Raw genomic sequence first — 19754 nt, 5'->3', positions numbered from 1 at the left:
ATCACATCAGGGCAGAACTTTACGAAATGGTTTCACTGTCACCGCGCGGTAGACCCCCGCTGTCATGTAGGGGTCGGCGTCCGCCCAGGCCCGGGCGGCCTCGAGCGAGTCGAATTCTGCCACCACGAGGGACCCGGTAAAGCCTGCCTCGCCGGGGTCTTCGCAGTCTTCCGCCGGATGCGGGCCGGCCAGCAGCAGCCGTCCGGCGTCGCGCAGGGCCTCCAGCCGGGCCAGGTGGTCCGGCCGCGCCTGCTTGCGCAGGGCCAGGCTGTCGGGAACGTCTTCGCTGATGATCGCGTAGAACATAGGTGCAGTTATCCTTTGTCTTCGGGGTTCGCCTGAGCGTCTGTGTTGTCGCCCTTGCTGGCGCCGCTTTCGCGGAACAGGCGGTTCCGCTCTTCTTCCGGCAACAGGGTGTAAACGTAGCCGAACAGGCTGATGTAGAAGACGAAATTGAGGGCCGTAAAGCCGATCAGTTTGAAGTTGACCCAGAAGTCGGTGCTGAACTGGTAGGCCACATAGATATTCAGTACGCCGAGGAAGCTGAAGTACAGCACGAAGGCGAAGTTCAGTATGGTCCAGTGGCGCCGGCTCAGCGGCACGATATGGCCCAGACCGGTGATCATCATGGCTTCACACATGCGCTGCAGCAGGATGCGTTCACGCAGGAACTGGCCACCGAGCAGCACCATGGCGAGCAGGCCATAGATGACGGTGGGGCGCCATTTGATAAAGACATCGTCGCGCAGCAGCAGGGTCAGGCCGCCGAAGATCACGGTGACCACGAACACCAGCAGGTGCATGCGCTCGACCTTGCGCCAGATCAGCCAGCCGGCGCTGACCTGAACCAGACAGGCAATGAGGATGCCCCAGGTGGCCAGGTAGATGTCGCGGCCACTCAGGAAGTAGAGCGCGAAAAACACCACCACTGGCAGGTAATCGAAGACCTTTTTCATGCCGGCTCCAGTCCGCAAGAGCCGGATAGTATAGGGGGCGGCATGCGCTACAGCCACTGCTGCGGCTGGCACAGGCTGCTGGCGGAGTCGCCGGGGCTGGGGTACGCTGCGCGAAACCTGCCCGGAAAGCCAGCTCGGAGAGACGCTTGTCTGTCATCTACGATTATCACTGCCACAGCACGGCCTCGGACGGCACCCTGAGCCCGACCGCACTGGTCGATGCTGCCGCTGCCGCCGGTGTGCAGCAGCTGGCGCTGACCGACCATGACACCCTGGCCGGGCTGCCGGAGGCCGCCCGGGCTGCACAGGTGCACGGTATCAGCCTGCTGCCGGGCATCGAGGTGTCGGCCTCCTGGTCCCGGCGCGAACTGCACATCGTCGGGCTGGGCATGGACACTGCGGATGCCGGGCTGGTGGGTCTGGTGGCCTCGCAGCAGGAGGCGCGGGTACGCCGCGCCGAAATGATCGGCAAGCGGCTGGACAAGGCGGCCGGTCTGGCGGGCAGCTACGACCGGGCGGCGGCGCTGGCGGACACCGATGCCCCGGGGCGCCCCTGGTTCGCGCGCATGCTGGTGGCTGCGGGCAAGGTGCGCGATGAGGAACATGCCTTCAATCGCTATCTCAAGGCGGGCCAGTCAGCCTATGTCAGCACGCCCTGGGTCGACATGGCCGAGGCCGTGGCGGTGTTGCGGGCGGCCGGGGGGGTTGCGGTGGTGGCGCACCCGGTGCGTTACGGGCTGACCCGGCGCAAGCTGCGGCAGCTGTTGACGGATTTCTGTGACGCCGGTGGGCAGGCGCTGGAAGTCGCCATGCCGCGCCTCAATGACGTCCAGCAGGCCCTGCTGCGCGAATGCCTGCGGGATTTCCCGCTGCACGCCTCGGGCGGTTCGGATTTCCACACCCCGGCGCAGAAATGGCTCACTCTGGGCCGCCTGCCTGCGCTGCCCGAGGGCGCCCGCCCGGTGGCCGAGTTGTTCCGGCCCGATGCGGCCCTGGCGGCCTGAAGGCTGGCCGGGGCGGCGTCTGGCCCCTACAATGGCCGCCGCACTCCCATGAGCCTCGGGCGACCGCATGACCCTGATACTGCATATCCATCCGGAAACACCGCAACCGCGTCTGCTGCGTCAGGCGGTCGAGGTGCTGCGTGCCGGTGGGCTGATTGCCTATCCCACGGATACGACCTATGCGTTGGGCTGTGGTATCGGGGAGAAGGCGGCGCTGGACAGGCTTATCCAGTTGCGTCGCCTGGATGACAAGCACCAGTTCACCCTGTTGTGTGCGGACCTGTCGGTGCTGGCCACCTATGCCAAGGTGGAAAATCCGGATTACCGATTGCTCAAGGCGCATACCCCCGGTGCCTATACCTGGATTCTCAAGGGGACCGGAGAGGTGCCGCGTCGACTGATGCATCCGAAGAAGCGCACCATTGGCATCCGCGTGCCGGAACATGCCATCTGCCAGGGTCTGCTGGCCGAGCATGGCGAGCCGATCATGACCTCGACCCTGTTGTTGCCGGGGGACGAATACCCGCTGACCGATCCGGTGGATGTGCGCAACGTGCTGGAAGGTCGTGTTGACCTGATCATTGATGGCGGCTTCTGCGGTCTTACCGAAACCACGGTGATTTCCCTGGCAGAGGGGGACGGCCCTGAAGTGGTGCGTGAAGGGGCTGGCAGCCTCGAAGGCATTTTCTGAGCGCTATCAAGCGTGGAACACAGGTCCCCTGAGCCGGTATACTGCCGCCCTTCACCTGCCAGTCTTTCCAGGAGTCTGTTTTGAGTTCTGCGGTTTCTTCCCAGCGCGTTCTGTCCGGCATGCGCCCTACTGGGCGCCTGCATCTGGGTCACTATCATGGCGTGCTGAAGAACTGGGTGCGTCTGCAGCATGAATTCGAGTGCTTCTTCTTTGTGGCGGACTGGCATGCCCTGACCACTGAGTACGAGAACCCGCAGAAGATCGAGCAAGCGGTCTGGGACATGGTGATCGACTGGCTGGCGGCTGGTGTCAATCCTGGCTCCTCGACCCTGTTCATCCAGTCGCGCGTGCCGGAGCATGCCGAGCTGCATCTGCTGCTGTCGATGATGACGCCGCTGGGTTGGCTGGAGCGGGTGCCGACCTACAAGGACCAGCAGGAAAAGCTCAAGGAGAAAGACCTGGCCACCTATGGCTTCCTGGGCTATCCGTTGCTGCAGTCTGCGGACATTCTGATGTACCGTGCCGGTATGGTGCCGGTGGGGGCCGACCAGGTGGCCCATGTGGAGATCACGCGCGAGGTCGCGCGGCGCTTCAACCACCTGTACGGGCGTGAGCCCGGCTTCGAGGAAGCGGTCGAGGCGGCGATTCGCAAGATGGGCAAGAAGCAGGCGCGCATCTATGCGGACAACCGGCGCCGCTATCAGGAGCAGGGCGATGAAAGCGCACTGGAAACGGCCCGCGCCCTGGTCATGGACCAGCAGAACATCACCCTGGGCGATCGCGAACGGTTGCTGGGTGACCTGGAAGGGGGCGGCAAGGTCATCCTGCCGGAGCCTCAGGCGCTGTTGACGCCGGCATCGAAGATGCCCGGGCTGGACGGACAGAAGATGTCCAAGTCCTACGGCAACACCATCAGCCTGCGCGAGGACCCGGATGAGCTGGAGCAGAAGATCCGCCGCATGCCCACCGACCCGGCCCGTGTCCGCCGGGACGATCCAGGAACGCCGGAGAAGTGCCCGGTGTGGGAATTCCACAAGGTCTATTCCGATGAGGCCACCTGCGCCTGGGTTCAGGAAGGCTGCACCAGTGCAGGTATCGGCTGTCTGGATTGCAAGAAGCCGGTGATCGATGCCGTGCAGGCGGAGCTGGAGCCGATCCGGCGCCGGGCCGAGGAACACATGCGTAATCCCGATCTGGTGCGTACCATTGTTTCGGAAGGGTGCGAGGAAGCTCGCGAGGCAGCCCGCGCCACGCTGGAAGAGGTGCGTAGCGCCATGGGCCTTAATTACCGCTAGGAGCCAGGCAAGATGGACGACACAGCGGACGCCGGACTGCAGCAGAAGGTACAGGAGAAAGTACAGCAGGAGACACCGGTGCAGACCGGTGCCGGTGCCGCTGATGCCCTCAATCCGAAGCAGAACGAGATGCCGTTTGGCCTGATGTATGGCCAGGCCATCACCAAGCTGCCCGATGACCTGTATATCCCGCCGGACGCGCTGGAGGTGTTTCTCGAAGCCTTCGAAGGCCCGCTGGATCTGCTGCTGTACCTGATCAAGCGCCAGAACCTGGATATCCTGGATATCCCGGTGGCCCAGATTACCGCTCAGTACATGCAGTACGTGGAACTGATGAAGGCCTTGAATTTCGAGCTGGCGGCAGAATATCTGGTGATGGCGGCCCTGCTTGGCGAGATCAAGTCGCGCAGCCTGCTGCCGCGCCCGGAAGCCGAAGGCGACGAGGATGGCGAGGACCCCAGAGCCGAGCTTATCCGGCGCCTGCAGGAGTACGAGCGCTTCAAGAAGGCCGCCGAAGACATCGATGCCTTGCCGCGACTGGAGCGCGATGTGTTCCTGGCCGCCGCGAAGCGCCCGGAGTTCAGCCGCCAGCGCCCGGAGCCGGATGTCGACCTGCGTGAGTTGCTGCTGGCCTTCAAGGATGTGCTGCACCGGGCGGACATGTTCGAGAGCCACCATATCTCGCGCGAGAAGCTGTCGACCCGGGAGCGCATGGCGAATGTGCTGGAGCGGCTGCGCGGTCGGGAATTCGTGCCGTTTGTGGCCCTTTTCCCGATCGAGGAAGGGCGTGCCGGGGTGGTGGTGACGTTTCTGGCGGTGCTGGAGCTGGTCAAGGAATCCCTGATTGAGCTGATCCAGAATCAGCCGTTTACCCCGATCCATGTCAAGGCGCGTACCGTGATCCTCGAAGAGAATGACGACGCTGATGACCTGATACAGGAAGGATAAGACACAGGTGGACGCGGAACAGATCAGAAACATTGTCGAAGGCGCGATTTTTGCATCGGAAGGTCCGCTGGACCGGGATGCCATGTTGATGCTCTTTGATGAGGCAGAGCGGCCAGACAAGGCCACGCTGGGCAAGGTGCTGGATGACCTGGCCGAGAGCTATGCCGGGCGGGGTATCGAATTGCGCGAAGTGGCATCCGGTTTCCGTTTTCAGGTGCGCAAGGAAATGGGCCCCTGGGTCAGCCGCCTGTGGCAGGAAAAGGCGCCGCGTTACAGCCGTGCCATTCTGGAAACGCTGGCACTCATGGCCTATCGGCAGCCCATCACGCGTGGCGAGATCGAAGAGATTCGCGGCGTGGCCGTAAGCAGCCAGATCGTGCGCACGCTGCTTGAACGGGGCTGGGCGCGGGTGGTGGGACATCGCGATGTGCCGGGCCGACCGGCCATGTACGCGACCACCCGGCAGTTTCTCGACTACTTCGATCTGAAGAGTCTGGAGGATCTGCCGTCACTGGCCGAGATCAAGGATCTGGACAAGCTGAATGAAGAACTGGCACTGGATGATCGCCCGCGTGAAGCGGCGCTGGACGACAGTGCGGAAGGAGTGCAACACGGCGGCGCTGAAGAAGCGCCGCAGCAGGGCGGTCTGGGTATGCTCCCGGCCGATGCTGAACCGGAAATCGACGAGTCCACATTGATGGACATGGACAAGGTGGACGCGGTGCTGGCGGAGTTTGATGCCCAGTACCGTCGCAAGCCTGCGTCTCCCAGGGAGGCCATTGAAGCGACGGAGGTTCCCTCCACCGCTGGAGCCGAAAACGAAGACGATGAGTGAAAAACTTCAGAAAGTCCTGGCGCGAGCCGGGCTGGGTTCACGGCGTGAGCTGGAAACCTGGATCAGCGATGGCCGTGTGTCGGTCAACGGTCGCATTGCCACCCTCGGCGATCGCGCCGAAGCAGAGGATACTATCCGCGTGGACGGGCATATCATTCGTACTCAGGCCCCGGAAGAGATAGTGAGCCGGGTCATCATGTATCACAAGCCGTCGGGAGAAGTGTGCTCGCGTAACGACCCGGAAGGGCGTCCGACGGTGTTTGACAACCTGCCGCGTCTCAAGGGTATGCGCTGGGTGCAGGTGGGACGTCTGGATATCAACACATCCGGGCTGCTGCTGTTCACCACCGATGGCGAACTGGCGCATCGCCTGATGCACCCGTCGAACGGCTTTGTTCGCGAGTACGCGGTGCGCGTTCGCGGTGAGCTGACGCCGGAAAAACGCAAGGCGATGCTGGACGGGGTGATGCTGGAAGATGGCATCTCCCGGTTCAAGAGCATCAGCGATGCAGGCGGCGCAGAAGAGGGTGCCAATCACTGGTACAAGGTGTCACTGGTCGGCGGCAAGTACCGGGAAGTGCGCCGGTTGCTGGAATCCCAGGAGCTGGAAGTGGCGCGGCTGATCCGGATTCGCTTCGGCGATATTCCTCTGCCACCCCAGTTGCGCCAGGGGCGCTGGATGGAGTTGCCGCCGGAACAGTTCGAGGCCCTTACGGCTCGCGTGGATCTGAAAGGCAAGCAGTACACCGGGCTTTATGGTCGTGCCCGGCTGCGCACCCAGCGCAGCGGTGACAAACCGCCGCGGAAGCCTCGCCGGAATCCGTATCGGCGCTGACAAGGCGCATAAAAAAAGCCCGGCAATGCCGGGCTTTTATTGTTGAGCGCGCCAGGATCAGCGGCGCTCCTCGATCGTGCCTGTGATGATGGCTTCGACACGACGGTTTTGCGCACGGCCTTCGCGAGTACTGTTATCTGCAACAGGCTCGTGTTCACCCTTGCCGACAACCTCTACCCGGTTTTCCGCAATGCCTTCCTGGTCAACCAGCAGGCGCTTGGCGTTCTCGGCCCGGCGCTCGGACAGACGCTGGTTGTACTCTTCCGGCCCCATGGTGCAGGTGTGGCCTTCCAGCGTAACGCGGGTCTGCGGGTGCTGGCGCATGAAGCGCGCGGCCTCGACCAGTTCTGCACGGTTGGCATCGCTGATGCTGGCGTCATCAAAGTCGAAGTTGGCGGTGTGCGTTTCCTCGACCTGACGGCGCGTGACCTGCGGCTGCGGCGGCGGTGTCGGTTCTGCACGCGGTGTCGGTTCTGGCGCCGGTTCGGCAGCGCGCTGGGTGCGTGCACCGAACATCAGGTTCAGACCGGCATACACCTGGCCGTAGGTGAAATAGTTGTCGTGGCTGTAGGCATGGCGCGTGCCCAGGTCCAGCGCCAGTCGGTCCTGGATCAGTGCGCGTTGTACGCCCAGCTCCACACCGGCCATGAAATCCTTCTCGCGGTCACCGGCCGAGCCAGCGGTCGGACGGATATCCAGCTCACCGGCATTGATGCCGGCATAGGGCTCGAAACCGAGGATGCTGGTGTTGTGGAAGTGGTGACGAAGGCTGGCAAAATAGGTCTCGGAGTTGACGCGAGCGCCCGAGTCATACTTGCTTTCCAGTCGGCTGTCCGCCTGCTCGTAGGTGGCCTGAACAGACCATGCCGGGCTGAAGCGCCAGCCAACCTGGCCGCCGAAGAAGGTGTCGTTCTCCAGGCCATCCTGATCGCGCAGGTACACACTGTTCTCGTAAAAGAAGTTGTAGCTCGCTCGCCCACCGATATAACCGTAGCTGTCCGGCATGTTGCCGCTGGCTACAGCCAGTGCGGGAAGGGAAAGTATCGGAAGCGCCGCAACGGATAACAGCTTCGCTTTCATGTCTGCTCCTTGATCGTAGCCTGAATTGGTCCCTGGTGCCGACGATGTTGGCACCGCTGTAGTATGCACCCGAGGCTCATGTTCAATCCGTAGGTGCGCGGTATGATTTTCGTAACGGCTAATAATAAAGAGTCATTAAAAAACTAATTCTTTGTCATCAGCCTGTTCTTGCCATCGCCGTACCCTCGTACTGCCGGCGCACCGCCGGGCAAAGCTCGACGGCGATGCCTTGAAGACATTGTCTGCGCTTGATGGCGAACGGTACAGGTGGCGGAGAGAAACAAAACAGAATATTACATTCGCCTTTTTTTTCAGGGCAGGCGCATGATTCGTGCGATGAGCGCGGGCACCGCCGTTTCTACACGCAGGATGCGTTGCCCGAGTGTGCAGGGCGTAAATTCTGCGTCAAGAAATCGCGATGCTTCGTAAGGTGTCCAGCCACCCTCGGGGCCGATCGCGAGGGTGGTGGCGACGGTGCAATCGCCAGGAGGTGTTTGTGTCTGTCCCGGTGCCGGGTGGGCCAGCAACTTCTGGCTGCCTTCGCACAAGGTCGGCAGTTCATCTTCGATGAAAGGCTTGAAGCGATCACGCAACCACAGCGAGGGCATGACGGTGTCGCCCGCCTGTTCGAGTCCGAGGCGCAGTTTTTCTTCCAGTAAGGGCATGCCGAGTTCCGGTGTTCGCCAGTAGCTCTTGTCCACCTTGTAGCTGTTCAGCAGAACGATTCGCTTCACGCCCAGTGAACTGGCATCGATGAGGATGCGGCGCAACATCTTCGGGCGGGGTAACGCCAGGATCAGCGTCAGGGGGAGTGGCGGTGGTGGTGGCATGCTCGCGTTGAAGGCCAGCACCATGTTGCGGCCGTCGTCGCTGACCAGGTGAGCATGGCCCAGCCCGTCATCGAGCAGACCGGCGCGCAGGGTAGCGCCGGGTGTCAGCCCCAGGACGGTGCGGACATGGTGGGCCCGACGGTCGGCAATCTGCCAGTGACCATCTTCGCGGCGGTCTTGTGGGGTCAGAAGCAGCAGGTTCATGGCGCGGGATTATCCCACAGGCGGCGCGCAGGCGGCAGTACCCGCGGGTTTTCCGCCGGGGTGACCTGACTGCTCAGTTCCCTGACCGGATTTCACCTTGCCATGGCCCCGCCGCTTGCTAGAGTAGGGCGCTGGCTTAATTCCGCAGTGGAGATCGACCGATGCAGTTTCAGGGGACCGACCAGTACGTAGCCACCGACGACCTGCGCATGGCTGTCAATGCGGCCATTGCCTTGCAGCGGCCGCTGCTGATCAAGGGGGAGCCCGGTACCGGCAAGACATTGCTGGCCGAGCAGGTGGCGGCATCGCTGGGTCTGCGGTTGCTGAGCTGGAACATCAAATCCACCACCAAGGCCCAGCAGGGGCTGTACGAGTATGACGCCGTGTCGCGCCTGCGTGACTCGCAGCTGGGCTCCGAGGGCGTCGAGGATGTGGGTAACTACATCAAGAAGGGCAAGCTCTGGGAGGCGTTCGAGGCTGACGAACAGGTGGTGCTCCTGATCGACGAGATCGACAAGGCGGACATCGAGTTCCCCAACGACCTGTTGCAGGAACTCGACCGCATGGAATTCTATGTCTATGAGACCCAGCAGTTGGTCAAGGCGGTGCGCCGCCCGATCGTGATCATCACTTCGAACAATGAGAAGGAACTGCCGGATGCCTTCCTGCGCCGCTGCTTCTTCCACTACATCAACTTCCCTGATGCGGCGACGATGATGCAGATCATCGACGTGCATTACCCCGGCATCAAGCAGAGCCTGGTGAAGGAAGCCATGGAGATATTCTTCGACCTGCGCAAGGTGCCTGGTCTGAAGAAGAAGCCGTCCACCTCCGAGCTGATCGATTGGCTGAAACTGCTGCTGGCCGATGATATCCCCGAGGACATCCTCAAGAACCGTGACACCAAGAAAGCGATCCCGCCGCTTTACGGGGCGCTGGTCAAGAACGAGGCGGATGTGCAACTGCTGGAGCGGCTGGCGTTCATGTCCCGCCGCGAGGGCTGATTGCTGTGCTGGTTCGTTTCTTCGAGACACTGCGCGAGCACCGGGTGCCTGTGACCCTGCGCGAACTGCTGGATCTGCATAATGCCATGGGTGCTCATCTGGCCTTCGGCAGTGTGGATGACTTCTATCTGCTGTCGCGCGCGGTCATGGTCAAGGATGAGAAATACTACGATCGCTTCGACCGTGCCTTTGACCATTATTTCAAGGGTCTGGACAGCATCGACCCTGACTGGTTCTCCAAGGCTATCCCCGAAGAGTGGCTGCGCAAACAGATCGAGAAGAACCTGTCCCCCGAAGAGCTGAATGCCTTGCAGCGCATGGGCAGCCTGGAAAAGCTGCTGGAAGAGTTCCGCAAGCGCATGGAGGAACAGCACAAGCGTCATCAGGGTGGCAACAAGATGATCGGCACCGGCGGCACCTCGCCTTATGGCGGGCACGGTGCCAATCCGGAGGGTATTCGCATTACCGGGCCGTCGCGCAACAAGCGTGCCGTCAAGGTCTGGGAGAAACGCGAGTACCGTAATCTGGATGATTCGGTGGAGCTGGGTGTTCGCAACATCAAGCTGGCGCTGCGCCGGCTGCGCAAGTTCGCCCGCACCGGCCGTGCGGAAGAGCTGGATCTGGATGACACCATCCGCTCCACGGCGCGCAACGCCGGTCTGCTGGATATCCGCATGCGCCCGGAAGAGGAGAACCGGGTCAAGGTGCTGCTGTTCTTCGATATCGGCGGCTCCATGGACCCGTACATCCGCATCTGTGAAGAGCTGTTCTCGGCGGCGCGCACCGAGTTCAAGCACATGGAATATTTCTATTTCCATAACTTCATCTATGAATATGTGTGGAAGGACAACCGTCGTCGCTGGGACGAAAAGACGGCCACCTGGGATGTGCTGCACAAGTACGCCTCGGACTACCGGGTGATCTTCATCGGCGATGCGGCCATGAGCCCCTACGAAATCAACTCTGTGGGCGGCAGCGTGGAGCACTGGAACGATGAGCCGGGTGCCGTCTGGATGCAGCGCATCGTGGAGACCTACGACAAGGTGGTCTGGCTCAACCCCGAGCCGCAGCGCAGCTGGGATATGACCACCTCGACGGTGTGGACTCGCCAGCTGGTGGATAACCATATGTATCCATTGACTATCAAGGGCCTGGAAGAGGCCATGCGTTACCTCAGTCGCTGACCCCTGAGGCTGATTGGCGTTACACCTTTTTACGGCCTTTTACGCGCTTTCTGCGTGCCTGCCTTTTTTCGTCGGGAAGGAGTATGTTTGTATGGTGTCAAGGCGCTACGGCGTCTTGCCAACCGTGCATCGTTGAAAGGAGGTAACAGATCATGGCCAAAGGAAACTCGACCCAACACCAGACCACTGACAAGGTCGCCCAGTCTCTTCATGGCGCGGTGGATACCGCCGCCTCACGCGCCGCCCCTGCAGAAGAAAAGCTGCGCCAGGAAGCTGCCGATGCGGCGGCGCGGCTGCGCGAAACAGGTGACTATGCCCGCAGTCGTTCCGAGCAGATACTCAATAATGTCACGGGTTATGTTCGCGAGAACCCGATGACGGCTTTGGGCCTGGCTTTTGCAGCGGGGACCTTGTTCTCTGCGCTGACTCGCCGTTGAGGGGCGTCGAATGACGCCTTCTGAACAGGCGCATGGCAAAGCAGAACAGAACGCCGGGGCGCCATGGCCTGAGGAAGAGGCCAGCGCGGGGGGCGGGGACCCGTTCGCCGCACTGGATGATCTTCGCCACATTGGTGGTGACGCTTCGGCGCTCGCCCGCGATACGCTGGTGCTGCTCAAGGCCGAGCTGCGCCTTTTTCTGACGACGTTACTGACCATCATCATGCTGGCCGCCATGACCGGGTTGCTGCTGGCGGGCACGCTGATGGTGATCGGTGGCAGCACCGCCTGGGCACTGGTGGATGCGGGCAGGCTCACACCGCTGATGGCCGGACTGGCGATGGTGTGTTTTCTGCTGGTGGCTACCGGTCTGGCCTGGCTCTGGATCCGGCGATTGACGGCAGACATGCGCTTTGCCGGCAGCCGCGAGGCCGTCCGTGCCCTGGCGGCTTTACGTATGACATTGCCTCGGGAGAACAGCGATGTTGATGAAGCAGCACAGGGAGCATCGTCAGGTGCAGGCGCTACGCCAGAGGGTGACGGATCGCCGGACGATCCTGCACGCCCGCCTGGTTGATACACACCGGCGCTGGTACCCCCATATTGCCCGGCCGAAGTGGTTGCCGGTGGCCTTTCTGGCAGGTTTTGGCTTTGAACGTCTGATGCCGCGACGACACGTGTTCCAGGAAGCGAGTGCCACGCTGGCGGGGATGATCCAGTTCGAACAGATCGCCCGGGCCTTCGCGGAGATGGTGGCCGGGGACCGGCGCGTGTACCGCCCGCCTTCAGATGCCCCTGCGGGCGCCCCTGCGGGCGCCCCGACATCCTCGGAGCAGCTTTAACGTCATTTAACGGCTGTTTGCTTGAGCAGCGGGTTCAGACGGTTAGGCTGTAAACGTTCACTCATTAACAGGAGGTTGAGACATGGCATCCCGTCAGGAATATATCGACAAGCTCAAGGACAAGCTGAGCGAGTGGGATAACGAGATCGACAAGATGGAAATCAAGGCCCGTCAGGCCAACGAGGACCTGCGCCACCAGTGGGAAAAGCGCAAGCTGGATCTCAAGGAAAAACGCCAGGATCTGAGCAGTCGCATGGACAAGGCGCGCAACAGCGCGGACGACACCTGGGACGATCTCAAGCGGCAGATGGATGAGACGTGGGATTCGGTCTCCGAAGGCATCCGCGACATGAAAAGCAAGCTGTTCGGCTGACCGCCGGTCATCTTGCAACGGCATCACCACGGCGCACCTCAGGGTGCGCTTTTTTTATGTCGGACACTGTCCATATGGACAGTTGTCGAGGGTCGTGCCATGATGCCGGTGTTGTTGTGTGGAAGGAGCCGGAGATGACCGATAATCAATGCGTTACCCACCCGTTTGTCAGCGCAGGCGCGACAGTGACCCCGATCAGCCCGTCCATGGGGGCAGTGTATCCGCTGGGCGGCCCCGCACCGATTCGCGAGGTCCGCTCGACGGTGGCGCTTTATGACGCGCTGACCTTGTCCATCGAGCAGCTGGAATATCTGGAAGCGGTGAACGGGGCCATTGTCGAGGCACTGGATCAGTGTGGCGCCCCCGATGCTGCTACGCAGCGTGCCCGGGTGCTGGCGCGTCTTGCGCGCTCACATGCCGGGCACTGGCTGGCACTGTTCCGGGAAGAGGCCGAACAGAGGCATCCCCGCGTCCGTGGTGCTCAGGCGGGCGATGCTGACGACGGCCGGTGAGCTTCCAGCCAGGTCTGCAGCCCGGCCATCACCTCGGCGCGGCAGTAGTCGTTGAGGATTTCATGGCGGCCACCGGCATATTCGTTGAAGACAAGGTCGCGCAGACCGCGGCGTTGTAACGCCCGGTGCAGGCCTTTCATTCCCTTGCCCTGGCGGCTCATGGGGTCCTGGTCACCGGCCATCAGCAATACCGGCAGATCGGCAGGCAGGCGCTGTAGCGAGGCGCGGGCATGGGTGCGGCTCAGGCCAGCCAGCAGGTCGCTCCATAGCTGAGTGGTGCAATCGAAACCGCAGGCCGGGTCATCGATGTAGGCCCGCACCTCGTCGTTGTCGCGGCTCAGCCAGTCGAAGTCGGTGTGCCGTGTCTTCAGGGTCTTTGCCCAGGCGTCGAAGGTCATGCTGCGGATCAGCGGGCTGGTGCCGCGCGGGCCATGCCGACGACGCTCCAGCAGGATCGGCAGGCGCGCAAGATGGTAGAACCAGCCGGGATGGTAATCGCTGCCGCACAGCACAAGCCCTGCCAGTGGTGTCCTGGCGTCGTCAGCATGGTGTTGCGCCCAGGCCAGGGCGATAAAACTGCCCATGGAATGGCCGCCCAGAACGTGGGGCAGATCGGGATAGCGTTCGCGCAGCCAGTGTTGCACCTGGCTCACGTCGCGGATAACCCGTTGCCAGCCATGCTCGTCGGCAAAGTGACCCTGCGGGCATTCGGCCGACTGGCTGTCGCCATGCCCCCGGTGATCGTGCACGCACAGGTGCCAGCCAGCCGCGTTGAGCGTCTGCGCCAGCACGGCATAACGGGCGCCATGCTCCGCCATGCCATGCAGCCAGTGCACGACGCCATGGGCGTTGTCGGCCACCCACAGGCGTGTGGCGATGGCGTGTCCGTCACCGCTATCGACGGTGCCTGACGAGACGTGAGTATCCGGGAGTACACTGGCCATGCTGGCTCCTTAAATCGTGTCGCTGACCTGTATACTATGGGCATCCTGCGCAGTAAACCGGAGTCCGTGTGATTCACTATCGCATCCAGCCGCATCGCCCCGAAGCCCACCTGTTTGCCGTCGAGGTCACGGTGTCCGAACCGACCCCGGAAGGGCAGGCGTTCACCTTGCCTGCCTGGATCCCCGGCAGCTACATGATCCGTGACTTCGCCCGGCATATCGTGTCGTTCGAGGCCCGGGCCGCCGGCCAGAGCGTGGACTGGGTCAAGCTGGACAAACAGACCTGGCAGCTGGCGCCGGTCGAAGGGCCGGTGACGGTGCGTATAGAAGTGTACGCCTGGGACCTGTCGGTGCGCGGCGCGCATCTGGATACCACGCACGGTTATTTCAATGGCAGCTGTGTGTTCCTCGCCGCCATGGGACACGAAGACCAGCCCTGTGAGGTCGAGATCGAGGCCCCGGCGCACCCGCAGTGCAGCGGCTGGCGCCTGGCCACCGGCATGCCGCGGGTCAGCGGCGCAGCACTGACTTTCGGGCGCTTTCGTGCCGACAACTACGATGCGCTGATTGATTACCCGGTGGAGATGGGGCGTTTTGAGCACGCCGTTTTCGAGGCATGCGGTGTGCCCCACGAAGTGGTCATCAGTGGCCGTCACTTCACCGATCTGGCGCGCCTGTGTCGGGATCTGGTGCCGATCTGTGAAGAGCACATCCGCCTGTTCGGTGAACCGGCGCCGATGGATCATTATGTGTTCATGACACTGGTCACCGGGGACGGATACGGCGGCCTGGAACACCGCAATTCCACCAGTCTGATGTGTGCCCGCAATGATCTGCCGCGGCGCACCGACGCCCCGGACAGTTTGCGTGACGGTTATCGCACCTATCTCGGCCTGTGCAGCCACGAGTATTTCCACACCTGGAACATCAAACGCATCAAACCGGAAGCCTTTACGCCGTTTGACCTGCGCCAGGAAGTGCATACCGAACTGCTCTGGGCCTTCGAGGGCATCACCAGCTACTACGATGATCTGGCCCTGGTGCGCACCGGGCTGATTACCCCGCAGGCGTACCTCGAACTGGTGGCGCAGACGCTGACCCGTGTGCAGCGTGGCAGCGGCGCGCAACGGCAGACGGTGACCGAATCGAGCTTTGATGCCTGGACGCGTTTCTACAAACAGGACGAGAACGCGCCCAACGCGATTGTCAGCTATTACGCCAAGGGCGCACTGGTTGCCCTGGCACTGGATCTGACGCTGCGTGATATCACTGGCGAGGAAAAGAGCCTGGATGACCTGATGCGGCTGCTCTGGCAACGCTACGGCAAACAGGACAAGGGCGTACCCGAGCGGGCCATCCAGGCCATTGCGGAAGAACTGGCCGGGCAGTCCATGGCCGACTTTTTTGATCTCGCGCTGTACAGCACGGCTCCGTTGCCGCTGGAAGATCTGCTGGCAACACGCGGCGTGCAGCTGCACTGGCGCCCTCCTGCAGGGCATGCCGACGCCGGCGGCAAGGCGGCCACGACAACGCCAGCGTGGCTCGGCGTGCGACTGGCCGAAGACCCCCTCGGGGCGCGTATACAGATGGCCCACGATCAAGGGCCTGCCATGGCGGCGGGCCTGTCCGCAGGGGATGTGATTGTGGCGTTGAACGGCCTGAAAACCGATGCCCGTCGCTTCGATGAGCAACTGGCGGTCTATCAACCGGGCGAACGGATTCGCGTGCACGCGTTCCGCCGCGATGAGCTGATGCAGTTCGACGTGGCCCTGACACCGGGCGAGGCCAATACGGCGGTGCTGACACTTCAGGATAACGAGCTGAACGAGGCCGCGCGCCACTGGCTGCGTTATCCCCGCGCCCTGTGACCGATACGCTCGCCCCCCGCGCGTTGCGTGCCGCGCTCGACGATTGTTTCGGTGCTGACCAGGGGCGTCTGAGACGCGCCGTGCGGCAACTGGAAAAGCGCTACGATGCCCGCCGCGCCGAGCGCCTGCAGACCGAGCTGGCCGCTTCCGCTGCCCGCCGGGCGCAGCGCGAGACCGTGCCGGTGCCGCTGCGCTGGCCGGACCTGCCAGTGGTGGCGGCCCTGGACGAACTGGAGGCCGCCATCACGGCACATCAGGTGGTGGTGGTGGCCGGTGAGACCGGTTCCGGCAAGACCACCCAGCTCCCCAAGCTGTGCCTGAAACTCGGGCGCGGCCGACGCGGTTATATCGGCCACACCCAGCCGCGCCGTCTGGCCGCTCGGGCGGTGGCGGCACGTCTGGCGGAAGAACTGGACAGCAACCTCGGCGGCACTGTTGGTTTCAAGGTGCGTTTTCAGGAGCAGCTTGGTGAGCAGTCGCTGATCAAGGTGATGACCGACGGCATGCTGTTGTCCGAAATGCAGCAGGATCGGTATCTGGACCAGTACGACACGCTGATCATCGACGAAGCCCATGAGCGCAGCCTGAATATTGATTTTCTGCTTGGCTACCTGCGCCAGCTGTTGCCGAAACGCCCCGATCTGAAAGTCATCATTACCTCGGCCACCATCGACCATGAGCGCTTCGCCAATCACTTCCGCGGGGCGCCGGTGATCGAAGTATCCGGCCGCACTTTTCCGGTGGAGGTGCGCTATCGTGACAGCGGCGAAGAAGGCGAGCGGGACCTGCGCCGCGATGTTGAGGCCGTGCTGCGGGAGATCGAGGAGGAAGAGCGAGGCCAGTTGCCCGCCGCCCGCGACGTGCTGGTGTTTCTCAGCGGCGAGCGGGACATTCGCGAGCTGCATCACCACCTGCGCCGGTGCCAGTTTCGTGACACCGAATTCCTGCCCCTGTATGCCCGCCTGAGCCAGCAGGAGCAACACCGTGTGTTTGCACCACATCGGGGGCGCCGGGTGGTGCTGGCGACCAATGTGGCGGAAACCTCGCTGACCGTGCCGGGCATTCGCTACGTGATTGATGCGGGCACGGCACGGATCAGCCGTTACAGCGTGCACTCGAAAGTGCAGCGCCTGCCGATAGAGCCGGTGTCGCAGGCCAGTGCCGATCAGCGCAAGGGGCGCAGCGGGCGCATCATGCCCGGTATCTGTTATCGCCTGTACAGCGAAGAGGATTACCTGAGCCGCCCGGCGTTTACTGATCCGGAAATTCGCCGCACCAATCTGGCCGCTGTGATCCTGCAGATGGCGGATCTGCGTTTGGGTGAGCTGGAAGATTTTCCGTTTATTGATCCCCCGGATGGTCGCCTGGTGCGCGACGGCTACCGGCTGCTGGAAGAACTGGGTGCCATCAAGGGACGCACCTTGACGGAGACGGGCCGCCAACTGGCACGCTTTCCGCTGGACCCGCGTCTGGCGCGCATGCTGTTGCGGGCCGTATCGCTGGATGCGCTGGAAGAAGCCCTGATCATTGTTTCTGCCCTGGCTGTTCAGGACCCGCGTGAGCGTCCGCACGATCAACAGCAGCAGGCAGATCAGGCCCACCAGTCGTTCCTCGACAAGCAATCCGATTTCGTATTTTTCCTGAACCTGTGGCGCTGGGCCGAAGCACAGCGGGAGACGCTGTCGCGTAATCAGTATGAAAAACTGCTGAAAAAAACCTTCCTGTCGCCGACACGCATGCGCGAATGGCGCGACACCCATCGCCAGTTGCTGTTGTTGTGCCGGGAGATGAGCTGGCAGCGCAACACGGCGCCCGCCACGTATGAGGCGCTGCACCGTGCCCTGCTGGCCGGTCTGCTGGGCAATGTCATCCGCCGCACCGATGAAGGCGACTGGCTGTCGACGCGCAATCGCAAGCCGCAGATATGGCCGGGTTCGGCGCTGTCCCGGACGAAATCGCCCTGGCTGATGGCGGCTGAGCTGGTGGACACCAGTCGGCTGTTCGCCCGCTGTGTGGCTCAGGTGCAGCCCGAATGGATCGAGGAAGAAGGCGCTCATCTGGTCAAGCGTCGATACGTCGAACCTTACTGGTCAAAGAAGCGTGGCGCCGTGCAGGCCAAGGAGCAGGTGACCCTGTTCGGACTGTTGCTGGTGGCCGGGCGACGCGTGCATTACGGCCCCCATGATCCGCTGCTGGCCCGTGAGCTGTTGATTCGCGAAGGGCTGGTGGCCGGGCAGCTCAGCCGCGAACCGGCATTTGTCCGCGCCAATCGCGAGCGGCTGGCCGAACTGGAAGCCTACGAACACAAGCTGCGTCGGCGTGATCTGATCGCCGATGAAGAGGTGCGCTTTGCCTTCTATGATGCGCGCCTGCCGCAAGACCTGTACACCTTGACCCATGTGGAAAGCTGGTATCAGCGCAAGGCCACACCGGAGCAGCAACAGGCGCTGCTGATGACCGAGGCGGACCTGCTGGTGCGTGATCCCGATATGGTCGAGGCGGCCTTTCCGGACACCCTGGATTGTGGTGATCTGCAGCTGCCGCTGGAATACAGTTTCGATCCCACCGGAAGCCGTGACGGGGTGACCTTGCAGGTGCCCGTGGAGGTGCTCAATCAGGTGCCCGCCGAGCGACTGGAGTGGCTGGTGCCGGGCCTGCTGGCCGAAAAGCTGGAAGCCTTGATCCGTGCCCTGCCCAAGGCCCTGCGCCGGCATTTCGTGCCGGTACCGGATTATGTGCGGGCCCTGCTGGAGGTCCTGACCCCGGGCGAGACGCCGCTGTTGCCCGCCGTGATTCGTGAACTGACCCGCATGAGTGGCACGCGGGTGGAGCTGGAGGCCTGGCAGCCCGAGCAGATCCCCGCGCATCTGCACTTCAATATCCGCGTTCTGGATGGCAGGGCGACCCTGGCCGAGAGCCGTGATCTGGCCGCCCTGCAGGCGCGCTTCTCCGAGCGTGCCGTGGCCGCCGTGGCGGCGGAGCAGGGCGGTGAGACCGTGACCGGCACGGACTGGGTCTTCGGCACGCTGGCACCGCTGGAGGAGCGGGCGCGAGGTGGCGTAACGCTGCGCGTCTGGCCGGGGCTGCAGGATCAGGGCAAAACGGTGGCTGCCAGCCTGTTCCAGAGCGAAGAGGAGGCCGCCTGGCACCATCCCTGGGGTGTGGCTCGCCTGGCCTTGCTGCGTCTGGGCGAGCAGGTCCGCATGCTGCGCCGGAGCGCCGGGCAGCAGCCAGGCTTCCAGAAGATGGCGGCGGAGAAGTCCGCGCTGGGGCGTGGCGTGCTTGAAGAAGCGCTGCTGCGCTGCGCCCGCGACCACTTTCCGGGCCTTGCGGCTGTGCGCGACGAGGCCGCCTTCCAGGCCTGTCTGGCGGCGGGGCGAGGTGACTTCGTGGCGGCCTCGGAACGCCGGCTGCGTGACTGGGGCGCGTTGCTGGCAGACTACCGCAGCATTGCTGTGAAGCTGGACAAGCAGTTCCCGCTGGCCTGGGCGCATGCCCATCGGGATATCAAGACGCAGTTGTCGGGGCTGTTCTATCCCGGCTTCCTGCTGGAGGTGCCGGAGACCTGGCTGGCGGAGTATCCCCGCTACGTGAAGGCGCTGATACATCGGCTGGATCGCCTTGGCGGGCAGATTGGCAAGGACCGGGCTCAGGTGGCCGAACTGGAGGCCCTGATGGCACAACTGGCGACGCGGGCCGGGGCGCGCCCGGCCTGGCAGTGGCCGGAGCCCTTGCAGCAGTACCGCTGGATGCTGGAGGAGTACCGTGTCAGCCTGTTTGCACAGCAACTGGGGACCCGCATGCCGGTATCGGCCAAGCGCCTGCGCCAGCAGTGGGAGACGTGCTGAAACGATCAGCGCCGCGTGAATGAGGTCTTTGCCTATCGCCGCCTTAACCGCGATAATCCACAAC

General features: G+C 62.9%; 20 protein-coding genes. 15 read left to right on the top strand and 5 right to left on the bottom strand.

Annotated elements, in window-relative coordinates; genetic code table 11:
• Window positions 1-6: 6 nt before the first annotated feature.
• Entirely contained in the window at window positions 7-306 is a 300-nt protein-coding gene (locus tag DKW65_RS08665) for a YciI family protein (protein WP_111656872.1), read from the bottom strand.
• A gap of 8 nt (window positions 307-314) precedes the next feature.
• Window positions 315-956 carry an inner membrane-spanning protein YciB gene (locus tag DKW65_RS08660; RefSeq protein WP_111656871.1) on the bottom strand — a complete coding sequence of 214 codons (642 nt, stop codon included), beginning with the start codon at window positions 954-956 and terminating at the stop codon, window positions 315-317.
• Between the two features lie 146 nt (window positions 957-1102).
• On the opposite strand from DKW65_RS08660, the gene DKW65_RS08655 reads away from it, so the two are divergent.
• From DKW65_RS08655 to rluB, 6 genes are all read left to right on the top strand, one after another.
• On the top strand, window positions 1103-1960 hold the full coding sequence (locus DKW65_RS08655; protein WP_111656870.1) for a PHP domain-containing protein: 858 nt from the start codon (window positions 1103-1105) through the stop codon (window positions 1958-1960).
• A gap of 67 nt (window positions 1961-2027) precedes the next feature.
• Window positions 2028-2651, top strand: a complete 624-nt coding sequence (locus DKW65_RS08650) for an L-threonylcarbamoyladenylate synthase (RefSeq protein ID WP_111656869.1) — start codon at window positions 2028-2030, stop codon at window positions 2649-2651.
• 80 nt (window positions 2652-2731) lie between these two features.
• Window positions 2732-3946 carry a tryptophan--tRNA ligase gene (locus DKW65_RS08645; RefSeq protein WP_111656868.1) on the top strand — a complete coding sequence of 405 codons (1215 nt, stop codon included), beginning with the start codon at window positions 2732-2734 and terminating at the stop codon, window positions 3944-3946.
• Window positions 3947-3958: 12 nt separating this feature from the next.
• Window positions 3959-4894, top strand: coding sequence for a segregation and condensation protein A (locus tag DKW65_RS08640; protein ID WP_342767592.1), 936 nt, complete (start codon window positions 3959-3961; stop codon window positions 4892-4894).
• A gap of 7 nt (window positions 4895-4901) precedes the next feature.
• Window positions 4902-5729 (top strand): SMC-Scp complex subunit ScpB, encoded by an 828-nt coding sequence (gene scpB / locus DKW65_RS08635; RefSeq protein WP_111656867.1) that lies wholly within the window; start codon window positions 4902-4904, stop codon window positions 5727-5729.
• Window positions 5722-6564 carry a 23S rRNA pseudouridine(2605) synthase RluB gene (gene rluB, locus DKW65_RS08630; protein WP_111656866.1) on the top strand — a complete coding sequence of 281 codons (843 nt, stop codon included), beginning with the start codon at window positions 5722-5724 and terminating at the stop codon, window positions 6562-6564. Before scpB ends, rluB begins: the two co-directional genes overlap by 8 nt.
• Before the next feature lie 57 nt (window positions 6565-6621).
• On the opposite strand, the gene DKW65_RS08625 is transcribed toward rluB, so the two are convergent.
• On the bottom strand, window positions 6622-7644 hold the full coding sequence (locus DKW65_RS08625) for an OmpA family protein (RefSeq protein WP_111656865.1): 1023 nt from the start codon (window positions 7642-7644) through the stop codon (window positions 6622-6624).
• 311 nt (window positions 7645-7955) lie between these two features.
• Window positions 7956-8678, bottom strand: coding sequence for a 16S rRNA (uracil(1498)-N(3))-methyltransferase (locus DKW65_RS08620; protein ID WP_111656864.1), 723 nt, complete (start codon window positions 8676-8678; stop codon window positions 7956-7958).
• A 161-nt stretch (window positions 8679-8839) separates the two neighbouring features.
• Between DKW65_RS08620 and DKW65_RS08615 the strand changes: the two genes are divergently transcribed.
• The 7 genes from DKW65_RS08615 (at window position 8840) to DKW65_RS08585 (ending at window position 13030) form a co-directional block, all read left to right on the top strand.
• Window positions 8840-9682 carry an AAA family ATPase gene (locus DKW65_RS08615; RefSeq protein ID WP_111656863.1) on the top strand — a complete coding sequence of 281 codons (843 nt, stop codon included), beginning with the start codon at window positions 8840-8842 and terminating at the stop codon, window positions 9680-9682.
• Window positions 9683-9687: 5 nt separating this feature from the next.
• A complete protein-coding gene (locus DKW65_RS08610) occupies window positions 9688-10866 on the top strand; it encodes a vWA domain-containing protein (protein ID WP_111656862.1) in 1179 nt (392 codons plus the stop codon).
• Between the two features lie 152 nt (window positions 10867-11018).
• Window positions 11019-11303: an ElaB/YgaM/YqjD family protein gene (locus tag DKW65_RS08605; protein WP_111656861.1), complete on the top strand. Its 285-nt coding sequence runs from the start codon at window positions 11019-11021 to the stop codon at window positions 11301-11303.
• Window positions 11304-11313: 10 nt separating this feature from the next.
• On the top strand, window positions 11314-11880 hold the full coding sequence (locus tag DKW65_RS08600; RefSeq protein ID WP_111656860.1) for a hypothetical protein: 567 nt from the start codon (window positions 11314-11316) through the stop codon (window positions 11878-11880).
• On the top strand, window positions 11840-12145 hold the full coding sequence (locus DKW65_RS08595) for a hypothetical protein (protein WP_111656859.1): 306 nt from the start codon (window positions 11840-11842) through the stop codon (window positions 12143-12145). Before DKW65_RS08600 ends, DKW65_RS08595 begins: the two co-directional genes overlap by 41 nt.
• An 82-nt stretch (window positions 12146-12227) precedes the next feature.
• Window positions 12228-12518: a sll1863 family stress response protein gene (locus DKW65_RS08590; protein WP_111656858.1), complete on the top strand. Its 291-nt coding sequence runs from the start codon at window positions 12228-12230 to the stop codon at window positions 12516-12518.
• A gap of 134 nt (window positions 12519-12652) precedes the next feature.
• Window positions 12653-13030 carry a hypothetical protein gene (locus DKW65_RS08585; RefSeq protein ID WP_111656857.1) on the top strand — a complete coding sequence of 126 codons (378 nt, stop codon included), beginning with the start codon at window positions 12653-12655 and terminating at the stop codon, window positions 13028-13030.
• Here DKW65_RS08585 and DKW65_RS08580 read toward each other — a convergent pair.
• Window positions 13000-13974 (bottom strand): alpha/beta fold hydrolase, encoded by a 975-nt coding sequence (locus tag DKW65_RS08580; protein ID WP_111656856.1) that lies wholly within the window; start codon window positions 13972-13974, stop codon window positions 13000-13002. The genes DKW65_RS08585 and DKW65_RS08580 overlap by 31 nt on opposite strands.
• Before the next feature lie 68 nt (window positions 13975-14042).
• Here DKW65_RS08580 and DKW65_RS08575 point away from each other — a divergent pair, with 68 nt between their 5' ends.
• Both DKW65_RS08575 and hrpA read left to right on the top strand, forming a co-directional pair.
• Entirely contained in the window at window positions 14043-15842 is a 1800-nt protein-coding gene (locus tag DKW65_RS08575) for a M61 family metallopeptidase (protein ID WP_111656855.1), read from the top strand.
• Complete coding sequence (hrpA, locus tag DKW65_RS08570) at window positions 15839-19690, top strand: ATP-dependent RNA helicase HrpA (protein ID WP_111656854.1); 3852 nt, start codon at window positions 15839-15841, stop codon at window positions 19688-19690. The genes DKW65_RS08575 and hrpA overlap by 4 nt, the downstream gene beginning before the upstream one ends.
• Window positions 19691-19754 lie beyond the last annotated feature (64 nt).

It is taken from the genome of Isoalcanivorax indicus (assembly GCF_003259185.1).
GTDB classification, from domain to species: domain Bacteria; phylum Pseudomonadota; class Gammaproteobacteria; order Pseudomonadales; family Alcanivoracaceae; genus Isoalcanivorax; species Isoalcanivorax indicus.
This window is presented reverse-complemented; position numbering and strand designations above follow the sequence as displayed.

What these genes read in the sequence shown, in the direction of transcription:
- DKW65_RS08585 (WP_111656857.1), top strand. Translation starts at nt 12,653, where the DNA reads ATGACCGATAATCAATGCGTTACCCACCCGTTTGTCAGCGCAGGCGCG.
- DKW65_RS08615 (WP_111656863.1), top strand. Translation starts at nt 8,840, where the DNA reads ATGCAGTTTCAGGGGACCGACCAGTACGTAGCCACCGACGACCTGCGC.
- DKW65_RS08605 (WP_111656861.1), top strand. Translation starts at nt 11,019, where the DNA reads ATGGCCAAAGGAAACTCGACCCAACACCAGACCACTGACAAGGTCGCC.
- DKW65_RS08660 (WP_111656871.1), bottom strand. Translation starts at nt 956, where the DNA reads ATGAAAAAGGTCTTCGATTACCTGCCAGTGGTGGTGTTTTTCGCGCTC.
- DKW65_RS08665 (WP_111656872.1), bottom strand. Translation starts at nt 306, where the DNA reads ATGTTCTACGCGATCATCAGCGAAGACGTTCCCGACAGCCTGGCCCTG.
- DKW65_RS08590 (WP_111656858.1), top strand. Translation starts at nt 12,228, where the DNA reads ATGGCATCCCGTCAGGAATATATCGACAAGCTCAAGGACAAGCTGAGC.
- rluB (WP_111656866.1), top strand. Translation starts at nt 5,722, where the DNA reads ATGAGTGAAAAACTTCAGAAAGTCCTGGCGCGAGCCGGGCTGGGTTCA.
- DKW65_RS08580 (WP_111656856.1), bottom strand. Translation starts at nt 13,974, where the DNA reads ATGGCCAGTGTACTCCCGGATACTCACGTCTCGTCAGGCACCGTCGAT.
- DKW65_RS08640 (WP_342767592.1), top strand. Translation starts at nt 3,959, where the DNA reads ATGGACGACACAGCGGACGCCGGACTGCAGCAGAAGGTACAGGAGAAA.
- DKW65_RS08650 (WP_111656869.1), top strand. Translation starts at nt 2,028, where the DNA reads ATGACCCTGATACTGCATATCCATCCGGAAACACCGCAACCGCGTCTG.
- DKW65_RS08620 (WP_111656864.1), bottom strand. Translation starts at nt 8,678, where the DNA reads ATGAACCTGCTGCTTCTGACCCCACAAGACCGCCGCGAAGATGGTCAC.
- DKW65_RS08600 (WP_111656860.1), top strand. Translation starts at nt 11,314, where the DNA reads ATGACGCCTTCTGAACAGGCGCATGGCAAAGCAGAACAGAACGCCGGG.
- DKW65_RS08625 (WP_111656865.1), bottom strand. Translation starts at nt 7,644, where the DNA reads ATGAAAGCGAAGCTGTTATCCGTTGCGGCGCTTCCGATACTTTCCCTT.